General features: G+C 60.0%; 12 protein-coding genes and 1 tRNA gene. 4 read left to right on the top strand and 9 right to left on the bottom strand.

Going from position 1 to position 13,311, the window contains the following annotated elements; genetic code table 11:
* Nucleotides 1-7 precede the first annotated feature (7 nt).
* The 3 genes from ACFQDI_RS14040 to ACFQDI_RS14030 all read right to left on the bottom strand — a co-directional run bounded on the left by ACFQDI_RS14040 (nt 8) and on the right by ACFQDI_RS14030 (nt 5,182).
* Nucleotides 8-2,887: an SNF2-related protein gene (locus ACFQDI_RS14040; protein WP_377167716.1), complete on the bottom strand. Its 2,880-nt coding sequence runs from the start codon at nt 2,885-2,887 to the stop codon at nt 8-10.
* Nucleotides 2,888-3,401: 514 nt separating this feature from the next.
* Nucleotides 3,402-4,133, bottom strand: a complete 732-nt coding sequence (locus tag ACFQDI_RS14035; protein ID WP_377167713.1) for a metallophosphoesterase family protein — start codon at nt 4,131-4,133, stop codon at nt 3,402-3,404.
* Nucleotides 4,134-4,252: 119 nt separating this feature from the next.
* Entirely contained in the window at nt 4,253-5,182 is a 930-nt protein-coding gene (locus ACFQDI_RS14030; RefSeq protein WP_377167710.1) for a LysR family transcriptional regulator, read from the bottom strand.
* Between the two features lie 76 nt (nt 5,183-5,258).
* Between ACFQDI_RS14030 and ACFQDI_RS14025 the strand changes: the two genes are divergently transcribed.
* From ACFQDI_RS14025 to ACFQDI_RS14010, 4 genes are read left to right on the top strand one after another with little or no spacing between them, the layout of a single operon-like run.
* Nucleotides 5,259-6,191, top strand: coding sequence for a metallophosphoesterase (locus ACFQDI_RS14025; RefSeq protein ID WP_377167707.1), 933 nt, complete (start codon nt 5,259-5,261; stop codon nt 6,189-6,191).
* A gap of 7 nt (nt 6,192-6,198) precedes the next feature.
* The gene (locus tag ACFQDI_RS14020) at nt 6,199-6,642 is read left to right on the top strand and encodes a hypothetical protein (protein ID WP_377167704.1); all 444 of its coding nucleotides are present in this window, start codon (nt 6,199-6,201) and stop codon (nt 6,640-6,642) included.
* The gene (locus tag ACFQDI_RS14015) at nt 6,639-7,514 is read left to right on the top strand and encodes an ImmA/IrrE family metallo-endopeptidase (protein ID WP_377167701.1); all 876 of its coding nucleotides are present in this window, start codon (nt 6,639-6,641) and stop codon (nt 7,512-7,514) included. The genes ACFQDI_RS14020 and ACFQDI_RS14015 overlap by 4 nt, the downstream gene beginning before the upstream one ends.
* Nucleotides 7,511-7,702: a hypothetical protein gene (locus tag ACFQDI_RS14010; RefSeq protein WP_377167698.1), complete on the top strand. Its 192-nt coding sequence runs from the start codon at nt 7,511-7,513 to the stop codon at nt 7,700-7,702. The genes ACFQDI_RS14015 and ACFQDI_RS14010 overlap by 4 nt, the downstream gene beginning before the upstream one ends.
* Nucleotides 7,703-8,385: 683 nt before the next feature.
* Here ACFQDI_RS14010 and ACFQDI_RS14005 read toward each other — a convergent pair.
* The 6 genes from ACFQDI_RS14005 to ACFQDI_RS13980 all read right to left on the bottom strand — a co-directional run bounded on the left by ACFQDI_RS14005 (nt 8,386) and on the right by ACFQDI_RS13980 (nt 13,299).
* Nucleotides 8,386-8,471, bottom strand: a tRNA-Tyr gene (locus ACFQDI_RS14005).
* A 102-nt stretch (nt 8,472-8,573) separates the two neighbouring features.
* On the bottom strand, nt 8,574-9,644 hold the full coding sequence (locus tag ACFQDI_RS14000; RefSeq protein WP_377167695.1) for a class I SAM-dependent methyltransferase: 1,071 nt from the start codon (nt 9,642-9,644) through the stop codon (nt 8,574-8,576).
* 39 nt (nt 9,645-9,683) lie between these two features.
* Nucleotides 9,684-10,871: an FtsX-like permease family protein gene (locus tag ACFQDI_RS13995; protein ID WP_377167692.1), complete on the bottom strand. Its 1,188-nt coding sequence runs from the start codon at nt 10,869-10,871 to the stop codon at nt 9,684-9,686.
* The gene (locus ACFQDI_RS13990) at nt 10,868-11,539 is read right to left on the bottom strand and encodes an ATP-binding cassette domain-containing protein (protein ID WP_377167689.1); all 672 of its coding nucleotides are present in this window, start codon (nt 11,537-11,539) and stop codon (nt 10,868-10,870) included. The genes ACFQDI_RS13995 and ACFQDI_RS13990 overlap by 4 nt, the downstream gene beginning before the upstream one ends.
* A gap of 13 nt (nt 11,540-11,552) precedes the next feature.
* Entirely contained in the window at nt 11,553-12,794 is a 1,242-nt protein-coding gene (locus ACFQDI_RS13985) for a NupC/NupG family nucleoside CNT transporter (protein WP_377167686.1), read from the bottom strand.
* A 79-nt stretch (nt 12,795-12,873) separates the two neighbouring features.
* Complete coding sequence (locus tag ACFQDI_RS13980) at nt 12,874-13,299, bottom strand: hypothetical protein (RefSeq protein WP_377167683.1); 426 nt, start codon at nt 13,297-13,299, stop codon at nt 12,874-12,876.
* Between the last annotated feature and the right edge of the window lie 12 nt (nt 13,300-13,311).

Genomic DNA, 13,311 nt, shown 5'->3' with positions numbered 1-13,311 from the left:
CACGGATTCAAGCACATAACGTCCAATGGACGATGAAGAGCGATTCGAGAGCTGTTTGCTGGGACAGCTTCCCCTCGATCTTCCCGATCAAGTCCTCGCGCTGCTGGTCGATGGCATCCTGGGCTTCAAAGAGGGAGCGGCGTTTTTCATTGCGCTGAGCCTCGACGGCTTTGATCTGCCTCTGGCTGGCGAGCTTGTCCTCCAAGGTCAGGGCGGTGGCGGCGGCGCGGCGGGCTTCCTTGATGAGGCGGTCCATCTCCTTGATCTCGCGCTCCAGGCCGAGCTTGAGGTCATCTGCCCAGCCGTCGAGCTTCTGGGCCTCGGCCTCGTAGTAGTGGCCGTTGCGCCGGGCGATGATCTGCTGCAGCTCCGCCTGGCGCTGGGAGGTGATTTGCGCCAGCGACTCCGGCACAGCCAGGCCGGGCGCCTGCGCACGCACTACGGCGGGCAGATCCAGCAGGCGGCGGGCCCGCTCCTGATCCAGCAGCACACCGGCGTCTGTGGTGGCGGCGTAGATGAGGTGATCCTCCGCCTGATCCATGGACTCCACCGTGAAAAGAGAAACCGTCAAGACACCGGACTGACCCCGCAGGGGCTCCAGGATGCTGATCTTGCTGCCGTGCTCGGCATAATGAAACTCCACCTCGGCAGGAGGCAGATCACGCTGCTTTGCGCTGGTCAGGAGCTGCTCCGCGAGCGGATGGCCGAGACGGTAAACATGCGCCGCGCTGGTGCTGCGCGGGAAGACGTAAAGACCGGTGGGAATCTCGCTTCCCAGGGAAGCGGGAACCCTGTGAAGCTCAAAGGCGGACTCGCTGTGAAAGGTGGCGTGGTCCCGCAGCTCATGCCGGGTGAGGGCCATGAGCTGCTTCTCAAAGTGCTTGAGGAGGGTGCGGGAGTTGTCGTCCCGGAGCTTGAGCTTGGCCTGGACCTCTTCGTCGAAATTTTCCAGCAGCTTTTGCCGGGTGATGCGGAGGGCCTCATTGATCTCGAAATTCAGCTCGAGCTGGAGCTGGTCGAAGGCTGCCTTGATCTGCTCCGGCCTGCGGCAGCTCTGGTAAATGGCGGCGATGCGCATTTCAAAGTCCACGCCAGACTCGATGGAGCCGAGCACCTCGTCACTGGAGCCAAAGACGCCGGTGAAGAGGGTGAACTTCTCATGCAGGAGCTGGTAAACGCGGAGGTCAGCCTCGTTCCTCTGGTTGAGGAAATTGACCACCACGACGTCATGCTTCTGCCCGTAGCGGTGGCAGCGGCCGATGCGCTGCTCGATGCGCTGGGGGTTCCAGGGCAGGTCGTAATTGACGACGAGAGAGCAGAACTGGAGATTGATACCCTCCGCTCCGGCCTCGGTGGCGATCATGATGCGGCCTTCCTCGCGGAAGTAGTCCACGAGGGCGCTGCGCATGTCTGCGGTGCGAGAGCCGGTGATTTTGTCGGTGCCCTTGTGCCGCTCCGCCCACTTTGCGTAGATGGCCTTGGAGCTGTCGTCTGTATTCGTGCCATTGAAGAGGACGATGCCGTCTGCATAGGGACTGTCTGCCAGGAGGCGGAGGAGGTAGCTCTGGGTCTTGCGGGACTCCGTGAAGATGATGGCCTTTTCGGCAGCGCCGAGCTCTGCGGCTGTCTCAAACGCGATCTGGAGAGCAACGAGGAGGGACCGGCCCTTGGCATTGTGATCAATGGAGACGGCGAGGCGGGTGAACTCCTCCAGGTCCGCGATTTCTGCCTGCATGGCCTTGCGGTCCTCAATGGTCAGAGGCTCCAGCTCGTCTTCTTCGTCCAATTCCTCGGCTGTTTCGTCGAGAGCCTCGTAATCTGCATTGAGATCTTCCACCAGTGGATGGCCCAGCAGGTCCACGCTAAGTGCATCATCGGCCTGCAGCCTGGCCTTCATCCGGTTGGCCATGGAGGTGAGTGCTCCGGCGATGGCGAAGGAGGAAGAGGCGAGCAGCTTCCGCAGCACGAGGGTCATGAGCTTTCTCTGACTCGGGGGCAGGGCCTGCAGATTGGGCCGCTGGAGGTAGTCAGAGACGAGATTGTAAAGCTCATCTTCGCTCTCGCCGGGATCGAAGGGCTGGATGATGGCGTGACGCTTGGTGTAAGGCACGTAGGCGGTGACCTGCCTGCGGAGGGTGCGGTGGCAGATGGGCCTGAGGCGTGCCTTCAGGGCGTCATAGGTCTGTGCATTGAGATTGACGAACTGCTCCCGGAAACTGCGCAAGTCGCCAAAGGTGTGGTCATCGATGACGCTGACGAGGCCAAAGAGCTCCTGAAGGGAGTTTTGCAAAGGCGTGGCCGTGAGCAGCAGCTTGTGCCGCTGATGCAGGGCCATTTTGAGCATGTTTGCGATCTTGTTGTTCGGCTTGTAGACGTTGCGCAAGCGGTGCGCTTCATCGATGACAACGAGATCCCAGTCCGTGTGATGGACGTCTGCCGCCTTGGCGGCAGCGAACTGATAGGAGCAGATGACAATGGCATGCTCCTGAGTCTCGAAGGGGCGGAAGTGACCCTTCCGAATGGCGGCGTTGTAGGATTTGGCCTCTAGAATCTGGCAAGGGAGAAAGAACTTTTCGGCCATTTCCTGATGCCATTGTTTGCGCAGATTGGCCGGGGTGATGACGAGGATACGCCGCTTGCGCTCCGCCCATTTTTGGGAAATGACCAGCCCGGCTTCGATGGTTTTCCCGAGACCGACCTCGTCTGCAAGGATGGCACCCTTTGACAAGGGCGACTGGAAGGCAAAGAGGGCCGCGTCGACCTGATGCGGATTTAAGTCCACCTGGGCCCCTGCCACGGTAGCCGCCAGCTTCTCCACGCTGTCCGAGGGACAGCGCCGGCTCAACTCATGGGCGAGGTATTTGGCCTGGTAGTCGGTGATGGGCATTCAGGATTTCCCTCATCAAAGCCCGGGACGAATCTGATGGCAAGGATTTGCACGAACACAAATAACAGGAAATAAAGCAACAAATAATGCATAAACGCCTAACATGGACACGGTATTCTCCCGTGAGTGCCGCTGGGTATACCAGCCCAGCCGGTTCTCGACTCTCAGGCCAGCTTAACCTTAGCGCTGCCTGGAGGAACTTGACCCCTGAAGGCACCTTGCTTGGCAAGACGGCAACTCTCAACTTGGTCAAGTTCCACCAAGAGCCTTGGCCACCTGCTTGATCGTGGATGCCCCCACCCCTCGCCGACGCATCTGGCGGGAGTTCCTGTGCAGGACGACCGAGCGCCCAAAGTTATCCATGGGGGCGAATTCGCACTGCACGATACCGTGCACTCCCAGCCCCTGAGTGCCGTATCATGACAGCAGACCGACGCAAGCTCCCACCTGGATCAATATGGAGAACTCAGCAGAAATGATGTCGGCCAGCGCATGCTCCCTCTGCTACTTAAAACTATTTTCCCACAGCCAGACGATGGGCATACTTCCCCGGTAACCCTGCATCCAAAATGGCCTTCTGTGCCGCCGCGATGTCGTACGGAATTCTTCGCCACCACACGTCCTGCTCGGCGCGGCGATACACCACATAGCAGGCCCGCTCATCCTTGTCGCGCGGCTGGCCCACCGCGCCCACATTGACCACTTGTTTGCGGTTAGCTCGCACGGATTCCAAGCTGGTGATGTGCAAGGCCCTATCCTCGCCCTCCACAAACATTTTTGGCTGGTGGGAATGGCCAATAAAACAGAGCGGCTTGGACTGATGGGCAAAATGTCGAGCAGCTGCAGCAGGCTCCAGGACATAGCTCCATTGCTCGGGCTGATGCAGCGAAGCATGAACCGCTTCGCAGTCCCTGCCCTGCCAGGTCATAGGCAGTGCCCCCAGCCAGGCCCGTTGTTCCAGCGTGAACCTGCCCCGTGTCCACCGAATGACCTCCGCTGTCTCGGCGCTCACATTTGGCAGCTCCTCGTCCGCTGCCACATAGACTTCATGGTTGCCTCTAAGAATGACCTGGAAGTCACTCGCAATTAGCAGTTCCAAGCACTCGGCTGGTTGTGCCCCGTAACCGACGATGTCGCCCAGACACACGCGCTCACGGATGCCTTGCTTTTCAATGTCCTCAATCACGGCCTTCAGCGCCGGAAGGTTTCCGTGAATGTCACTGATGATGGCGACGGGCTCATGCATGAGGATCAAAGCTCAACATTGAGCTCCAGAAACCCATGGAATTCAACTCATTTGGCCATCCACTCATCGGGATCAAGCAGCTCTGGAGCGGGACCGGGCTGAAGTGACTATCCATTGGTTCAGGACCTCACCAGCTCCTTGGCGATTTCCTTGATCGTGAATTCCTCCACTCCGCGCCGCCGCATCTGGCGGTCGTTCCAGTGCAGGACAAGGGAACGCCCGAAGTCCTTCATGGGCTCAAATTCGCGCATCACGACATCGTGACCATCCAGCCCATGAGTTCCAAAGGAGGGCAGCAGCCCCGCGCAGACGCCTTGCACGATGAGTTCTCGCACCTGCAGCATCGAATCACATTCGACCACGGGGTGAAACTCTCCCACGGCGGCGGTCATGGCACCTCGAAAGGTTGCGTCCAACTGGCCGCCACCGCCATTCGCCGCGAATGGCAGTGATCGCCACATGGCAGGGTCACTGAGGGCTGCGATGGATTTTCCACCTAGCAGTTTGCGGGAGGCGCAAAGAGAAAACGCCACGCGCTTGCGCAGTGGCAGACTCGACTTGAGCCTCAACTCCTCGGAGATGGCGTCATCGCGAACGATGGCGAAATCGAGCTGCCCGTCTCGGATACTCTCCACGAGTTCTCGGCTGCGTTGTGAGGATAGTCGCAGGGCGGAGTCCTTAAGCACGCTTCGAATCTTGGAAACGCAGGGCACCACCAGCCACTCCAGCACGCTCGCGCCGGCTCCGATGCTGAACGTCCTGCGCCGACCGCACAGTTTCTTTTGAAAATCCTCCAGATCTTTAAATTGCGACCTGACGAGATTCGCCAGACTTTCCCCGGCCTCCGAAAGCGCCAGTGACTTCCCGCGCCTCACCGTAAGTTCGGCGGAGAAGTATTGCTCCAGCTCCCCGATCTGCCTGCTGATGAGCGCCTGCCGGGCAAGATTGTCTGGAGCCGCCTTGGCGATGGAGCCTTTTTCGGCAAAGGCCAGAAAGTTGCGGAGCCGGTCCAGGGAGAGACCATTCAGGGATGGAAGAGCGTCACTCATAACTTACTTTAAAGTTATATGTACACTATTTTACCTCATAGTCGATGTGCATTTTTCAGGTCATGGTGGGGATGCAATGAAAACACAGCCCTACGACCTGATCGGAGACATCCACGGACAACACGACAAACTCACCAACCTGCTGGGAAAGCTGGGCTACCTGCCCTACGGCAGCGGTTTCCGCCACCCCGAGGGGCGCAAAGTCATCTTCCTGGGGGACTACATTGACCGCGGTCCGAAGGTGAGAGAGGTCCTGTTGACTGTTCGGGGCATGGTCGAAGTCGGCGATGCCCTGGCCATCATGGGCAACCACGAATACAATGCCGTCTGCTACCATACCCCGGACGGCAAAGGCGGATGGCTACGCGAGCACTGCGAGGAAAAGAACCGTCAGGTGACTGCCACCCTGCGAGCCTTCGAGGGACGCGAAACCGAATGGGCGGACTGGCTGGAATGGATGAAACGCCTGCCCATGTTTCTCGACCTTGGCGCACTGCGCTGCGTCCACGCCTGCTGGGATACCCGTCGGATCAAACGACTGATGGGCCACAGCGTTGCAGATCCAGCCTTTTTACGCACCAGCGCCACCTCGCTGACTCCTGAGCACCGGGCTATCGAAAACGTGCTCAAAGGCCCGGAAATCCCCGCCACAGACGGAAACCTCTTCCACGACAAAGATGGCACCTTCCGCAACACCATCCGTGCTCGGTGGTGGGACATCCGAAAAGGGCTCACAGTGAGCGACCTCGTCATGCCACCCGGCAGCATGTCGGACTCCATGAAAGTGGATCCATGGGTACTAAACCGCCTGCCCAACTACGAGCCAGAGGAGCCACCCGTGTTCTTCGGTCACTACTGGCTGCCCGCCAACGCTCCCAAGGCCCCACAGGCCCCCAACATTGCCTGCCTGGACTTCAGCGGCGGCCTCGATGGACCTCTTGTAGCTTATCGCTGGGACGGGGAAAAGACGCTCAACGCGGAGAAATTTGCCATCTCGGATCTGAACTAAGCCAACCATGCCAACAAACGGCAAGCTTCAGATCTTCGTCGACGCTGCACAAAGTTGCGCCATGCAAATGTTGGGCAACGCCACTTATATTCAGGCCGAGATGCCCAGTCTCACGCTGCCAGAGGGCATGAGAGAACAATTGGGCACGCTGTGTGACCGCCTCACTGCCACCAAACACGATGTCATCTCAGAATTATTTGAGCTGTCTCAAGCGTCAGAATCTTCCACCCCAACGGCGGAGATCAAAATGCGGGTCGCGAGAATCACACAATGGCTCTGGGAAACCATGCTGGAGATGAATGAGGTGGTTCAGTCATTGCAGACCGCCTCTGAGGCAGACACGCAGTTTTTCGGCAGTTGGCTGCTGGTCGTCGAATCGGCCCCCCATATTCTTGAGCCCTTCAACCGCACATCAGAGGCCGCTGATGCACTACTTCTAAGTGAACCATGACCCAGACGGAACTTCCATTTGGCGCACCCGATGAGGATTCCAAAGTTGCCGCCATCGACCAGCTCATCCGCAGCGCCCTGAATTATAACACGGCAAAGGGGCTGAGGGCGTTGCTGGATTTTGCCAGCCAGCTCCCTGCCTACTCGCCATTCAACTGCCTGCTGCTGCACATCCAAAATTCCAACGCCCGCTTTGTAGCTCCTCCCGAGAAATGGCACAAACTCAAGCGCACACTCAAGCCTGGAGCACGACCTTTGGTCATTCTTGCCCCCATGCGCCCAGTGATGTTCGTTTTTGATGTCACGGATACCGAGGGCGGCGACTTGCCCCTCGAAATCATTGCGGCCATGGAAAGCAGCTTTGACGTTCAAGGAGAAGTGTCTGAGTTGGCATATGCCCGGCTGTGCAGGCTTTGCACCAGGGCAGGCATTGCCATCGAATACCACCTGCTTCACCCCGATCTCGCAGGAGCTATCAGCCCCACCCAAGCAGGGTATGAAATCAGGATCAATGCCACCCATTCCCGCACCCAGCAGTTCGCAACAATCGCGCACGAGCTTGGGCATTTGTTCTGCGGGCATCTGGGTCGGCGCCAGGATGGGTGGTGGCCCGAACGCTCGGCAAATCTTGACCTACAAACGATGGAACTCGAAGCCGAGGCTGTCGCCTGGCTTGTCTGCCAGCGCTTTCGCGTCATGCCCGCCTCCGCTTGTTACTTGTCAGGTTACCTTCAAGAGGGGACAAAGCTGCCAGTGTTCAGCCTAGATGCCATTCTGGTAGGTGCGGGAGCCATCGAAGAAATGGCTAAAGGACAACTGCCTGCGCGGCTCAGGGCAAGAAAACAGCGGTCAAAATCCCCCTCCAAACCATGAGCTTTTCCGCAGATACACCGAACTGGGTCGATGAAGACACGCGAAAAACGCTAGTCGTCATGGATCTTTTGAGAACTGCCATGCACGCCGAGACCGATCCAGCCGTCAGGGCAGAAATCCAAGATGAAATGGGCTGTGTCGCGCTTTCGTGGTTCATTTGCCAAATGAAAACCGACAATGCCGATTGATTCTAAACCAAAGCCGCCTTCGTGGCCTTACCGGATCTATATTGACCTCAACGCCCCGTCCTTGTCAGCTTCTAGAGGCCGACGCTATGCCTGCGGCAGGGCCAATCTTGAGGAGGCGGTCGCAGAATGCCAGCGAATCACGCGAAACTCCCTTCTGGCTCTGCATGTACCCGGAATGACTGCGGCGGATCTTAACTATGCCTACTTGGAGTCAGGACTCGACCCTTTTATCACCGGATCCCCGTACGTTCCTTTTTCGGCCAGGGCCTTCGCCCGTGATTGCTGCTGTGAAATCACTGACGAGGTCATTGAGCACCCTGTCCGAGCTCATCCATGTGACAAAAGTCCCCCTCCCCGCCTGATCAATAATCCTGCTGCAAAACCGGTGATTGGCAGTTGGAGAAAGGATATCCGTTGCATCAACTACCTTCCAAACTCGTATGCCGAGGCCTGCAGGCTGGCCGATATGCAGGGTGCCTCGACATTGAATGATTTGATCAACTCGATAGGCGAGGCTTTTTCAAGCTAGGGCGCCTATTCCGCAAGCTGAGGATCCCAGAGACGTCTCAGGTATTGAGAGGAACGAATTTGAACCGAAAAAATGCACAGCAAGTGCACAGCGGAAATTTTGTCCTATCTAATATCACCTCCTTTCGGGAGGTTTAACTCACTCAGAATGAAGGTGGTGGGCAGGGCTGGATTCGAACCAGCGTAGGCGTAAGCCAGCAGATTTACAGTCTGCCCCCTTTGACCGCTCGGGTACCTACCCATTCTCCTTTCGAAGTGGGCCGCGATTATGGTATAGGTGCAGGGCTTTGCAAACGCTTTGTTCCTTTAAAAGATGGAAAGTAGGAAGGGCGGTGACAACCTCTCAACGCCTGCGCTTGCCACGGCGCTGGTGGGTGGGCCTGATGATGATGGGATTTCGTGCATGCAGCACTTTGAAGCCGCCGGTTTCCACGATCTTTTCCGTCTCTGCAAAGGTCTCTGCCAGCAGGTTCTCGTACGGGAGCTGGCGGTTGGCGACGAGCCATAGCTGCCCCTGGGGACGAAGGGCCTGCGCGGCGGCGGCGATGAACTTGAGACCGATGAGGGGATCGGCCTCTTTGCCTTCATGAAACGGGGGGTTCATGATGACGGCGTCAAACTTCGTGCGATCAAAGCCGGCGGTGATGTCCTGCCAGTGCGGCTGGGCTTTGACCTTGGTGGGCACGAGCCCGAGATTGCGGCGGGCGCATTCAAAGCAGTCGCCGTCGGCGTCGTAGATGTCGAGGCTGTCGATGTCATGGCAGTGGCGCAGGAGGTGGTCGCTGAGAAAGCCCCAGCCGCAGCCGAAGTCGGCAACGTTTCCGGCGATGGTGTCAGGGAGATGCTGTGCCAGGAGGGCCGAGCCCTCGTCGATGCGGTCCCAGTTAAAGAGCCCTGGGCGTGACCAGAAACGGCCGTCCAAGATGCGGCGCATGACGGCGCCCTGACGCCAGCGCTCGAGGAGGTCGGACTTCCATGGCTTGCTGTCCTCCTTGGTGGTCCAGAAGACGCGGCAGTGGTGCTTGGAGAGGGTCTCCACGGGACCGGGGGCGACTTCCCGGAGGTGCTGCTCGCAGCGTTTGCTGCCAGCGTCGTTGTGCACGGCGGCCATGAGGACACCGCCAGGGGCGAGGTGGTCGTGCGCGCGGGCGAGATCTGCGAGCATGAGCTCGCGCTGCGGATCTGGCAGGACGAGGACGAGATTGAAGAGGCCATTGATCTCGCGCTCGGCACGGTACCCCGCGGCCTGGAGGAGGCTGGCGCGAGGCTTCCAGGTCTGCTGGCAGACGAGACGGCCTTCAAAGTGCTGCAGGGCGGGATGCTCCTGGGCGCGGAGAAAGAGCACACGCCCCTCGGTGCTGATGTCTGAATTGACATCCAGGGCGTACATGAGGGCGTCGATAGCGTAGGACATGCGTCGGTGTAGAAGTGAAAGTGAAAAGGTGCGGGGCCATCAAAGCGCCCAGCGGAGCAGATGGGGTGCGGCGTAGGAGGAGAAGGATAGCAGCACGAGGCCGATAAGGACTGCTGCGAGGCCGATGATGAGGACTTCGAGGACTTTGACACTTAGAAGCGAGCGGCGCGAGACGCCGACGTCTTCCAGCGTGGCAAATTCGCGCTGGCGCAGGCGGAAGGAGAGCGCAAAAACGAGCGCAGTGACGAGCAGAGCGGCGGTGGCGGTGAGAAGCAACGCGCTGGCGGCAAAGCCCTCCAGGCGTACGAGCTGGGTGAGCAGCGCCTGCATTTCGTCGCGCGGGCGGATGAGCTGCTGCTCCTTGGAGCGGGCGTACTGCCCTGCCAGCAGCGCCTCGGCCTTGGCATCTTTGGGCAGAAGAATGATCGCGCTGATGGGGTAGGCGGAGACATCGCCATGAAAGTGGAAGGATGCGATGTTTGCATCTGTGACTTCATTGTACATGCGCACGGCGGCGTTGCCGACGATGTTGCCGTCCTCCTCTTTTTTCAGAATGACGGACTGGTCTTTTTTCAGGTCGTCATGGCCGTGGGAACGTCCCTCGATAAGCCAGGCGGTTTTGAGGTCGACGAAGAGCGCCTCGTCATCGGGCGTGCCGTTCGGGGCCAAAATGCCGGTGACGCGCATCTTCAGCGGATACACGCCTGCCATGTCAAAGGCCTGCTCGGGCGAGGAAAAGATGTGCCCACCGGGCTGGAGGCCGCGCTGCTTTGCCAGCGTGGCTCCGACGACACAATCTCCCAGGCGGCTGAGCTGCCTGCCTGCGGCGAGGTGCAGTCCGCGAAAGGGGAAGTACTCCAGCTCAGTGCCTACAATGGGCGCGCCCTGCGCCTGATAGCGCACATGCAGCGGGATGGCAGCGGCGGTGGTGGCCGCGCTGGCGGAGTGGTGGTGCTGCAGCTGGGTGAGCACGCCAAAGGGCAGCGGCAGGAGATTTTCACGCTTGAAGTAGAGCGCGGTCATCATGAGGTCGAGCGCGCTGCCTCGCGTGCCTACGATCTGCGGCGTGGCGGCGGCGCGGGCGCGAAGCTCCTGCTGCGCATGCTCGATGAGGACGCGCAGGCAGAGCGGCAGAGCAAAGACGAGGCCCAGCGCGCCAGCGAGCAGCGCACTCTGAATGCGATGCCGCAGCACGTAGCGTACGGCGAGGTGGAGAGCGGCGCTCATGCGGTGGCGGCGAGTTCCTCCATGCGCAGGGTTTGATCAAAGAGAGGCAGAAGGTTGGGATCATGCGTGACCATGACGAGGCAGGCGCCGCGGCTGCGCGCATCCTCCAGCAGCATGTCCACAACAATGCGTCCGCGCACGGGATCGAGCGATGCAGTGGGCTCGTCCGCGAAAACAAACTGCGGCTCATGGACCAGCGCACGTGCCACGGCCACACGCTGACGCTCCCCCTGCGAGAGCTGCGAGACGCGCTTGTCCAGGTAGCGGTCGATGTGCAGGCGCTGGGTGAGGCCGAGCATCCTGGCACGTTCCTCCTCTCCTGCTGCTCTGCGGAACTGATGCGGCAGCAGGATGTTTTCAGCAACGGTGAGGTAGTCCAGCAGCGCGAAGTCCTGAAACACGAGACCGATCTGCCGCAGACGGAAGGCACGGCGGGCCTCGGGGCTCATGGCGTGCAGATCGGCAGTCCCCAGGCTGACGGTGCCTGCCGTGGGTGTGAGCAGTCCGGTCAGCAGGCGCAGCAGCGTGGACTTCCCTGCCCCGCTGGGTCCGGCCAGCGCCAGGGTTTTACCACCTTCCAGCCCGAGCTGAGGCACATGGACACGAAAGCCCCCGCCGGAATAGGCGAAGCGCAGGTCGGAGACTTGGAGGCCGGTGGTTGCGGACATGCAGACCTACTCTTTAAAGCAGCAATCCCGCGACACAAGCGGTGCAATAGCAGGCCAGCAGGCCGCCGATCATGGATTTGATGCCGAGCTGCGCGAGTTCTGCACGACGCTGCGGCACCAGCGCGCCGATGCCGCCGATCTGGATGGCGACGCTGCCAAAATTCGCAAAACCGCAGAGTGCGTAGGTGGCGATCTCCGCACTGCGTGGCGAAAGCGTCCCGCCCTGCTGGCTGAGGTGCAGGTAGGCGAGGAATTCATTGAGCACGACGCGCTCCCCCAGCAGCGCGCCTACCTGGCCGCACTCCGCCCAAGGAACGCCCATCAGCCAGGCGCAGGGGGCATTAAGCCAGCCGAGCACCAACTGCAAGGGCTGCGGCACGTTTTGCCCAAAGACACGCAGGCCGAGCGAGAGCATGTAGTTGCACAGCGCCACCACGGCGACAAAGGCGATGAGCATGGCCATGACATTGAGGGCCAGCTTCATGCCATCGCTCGCGCCATGGCAGAGCGCGTCGATGCTGTTGGTGGTTTCGCGTTCAATGAGCTGCTGCGCGCCGTGCGCGGTCTCGCTCTCCTCGGTTTCGGGGATCAGGATTTTCGACATCATCAGTGCTGCGGGCGCGCTGATGACGGAGGCGGTGAGCAGGTGCCCGGCGGAGATGCCAAAGGACACATAGGCGGCAAGCACGCCGCCTGCAATGGTGGCCATGCCGCCGACCATCACGCAGAGCAGTTCGCTGCGGGTCATGCGCGCAAGGTAGGGCTTGATGATCAGCGGCGCTTCCGTCTGTCCCATGAAGATGTTTGCGGCAGCGGCCAGCGTTTCGCTGCCGCTGGTGCGCATGAGGCGGCGCATCACCCAAGCGGCGGCACGGACCACGCGCTGGAGAATGCCATGATGATAGAGCAGCGAGGAGAGCGCGGAGATGAGGATGATGCTGCCAGTCACCGTGAGCGCCAGGATGAAACCGCCACCGGGCCCAAAGGCAGCGCTGAGCTTTTCCGGCGTGCCCAGCGGGCCAAACACCAGAGCCACGCCCTCGTCTCCAAACGCGAGCAGGCGGCGGAACATTTTCTCAAGCAGCGAGAACGCGCCATGCCCTGCCTGCGTGCGCAGGATCAGCACCCCCAGTACGATCTGCAGCGCCAAACCGGTGATGACGACCCGCCAGGGAAAGCGCCGCCTGTCTGTGGAGAGCACCCAGGCCAGTGCCACAAACACCAAAAGACCGAGAAGGCAGATGAGGCGGGACATTCGGTTTATAGTTTCGATTTAGAAGAGCCAAGCTGGGCAGAGGGCCTCCGGTTTCATGCCGGAGCCACTCCTGCAAAAGTTACCGCTGGTCAATATCCCAACCGCTGCGGCCAAACTCATAGGGCTCGTCCACACGGCCTTTGCCGGGAGTCCAGTCGGTGGGAAAGGCCTGCTTGATCTGACCATGGTATTTGGACGGATGCTCCGCCAGCTGAAACGGCACCCCGGGCGTGGCACGGATTTCTTCGGCGGAGTTGTTCAGCACGGTGGGCTGCACCACCCAGTTTTTACCGCTGGGGTAGTAGAACTGCTTGGAGTCATGGTGGTAGTAGGCTTCGTAACGCGGATAGTAGGTGTAGTTGCCGCTGTTGCCGAGCCGGGGCGCCAGAACTGAAAGCCCGCCCGGATAGCCGTATCCCGGAGTGGGCAGGCCATACTTGAAGCTGCATGCCGGAAGAAGGAGCAGAAGCGTGAGCGTGTGGCAGATGATGAAAAGTGATCGCATGCAGGATGAGTA

Origin of the sequence: Prosthecobacter fluviatilis (assembly GCF_042655725.1) — a bacterium.
Taxonomy (GTDB): domain Bacteria; phylum Verrucomicrobiota; class Verrucomicrobiia; order Verrucomicrobiales; family Verrucomicrobiaceae; genus Prosthecobacter; species Prosthecobacter fluviatilis.
Note: the sequence above shows the minus strand (reverse complement) of the source record. Positions and strands in the feature narration are given on the sequence as shown.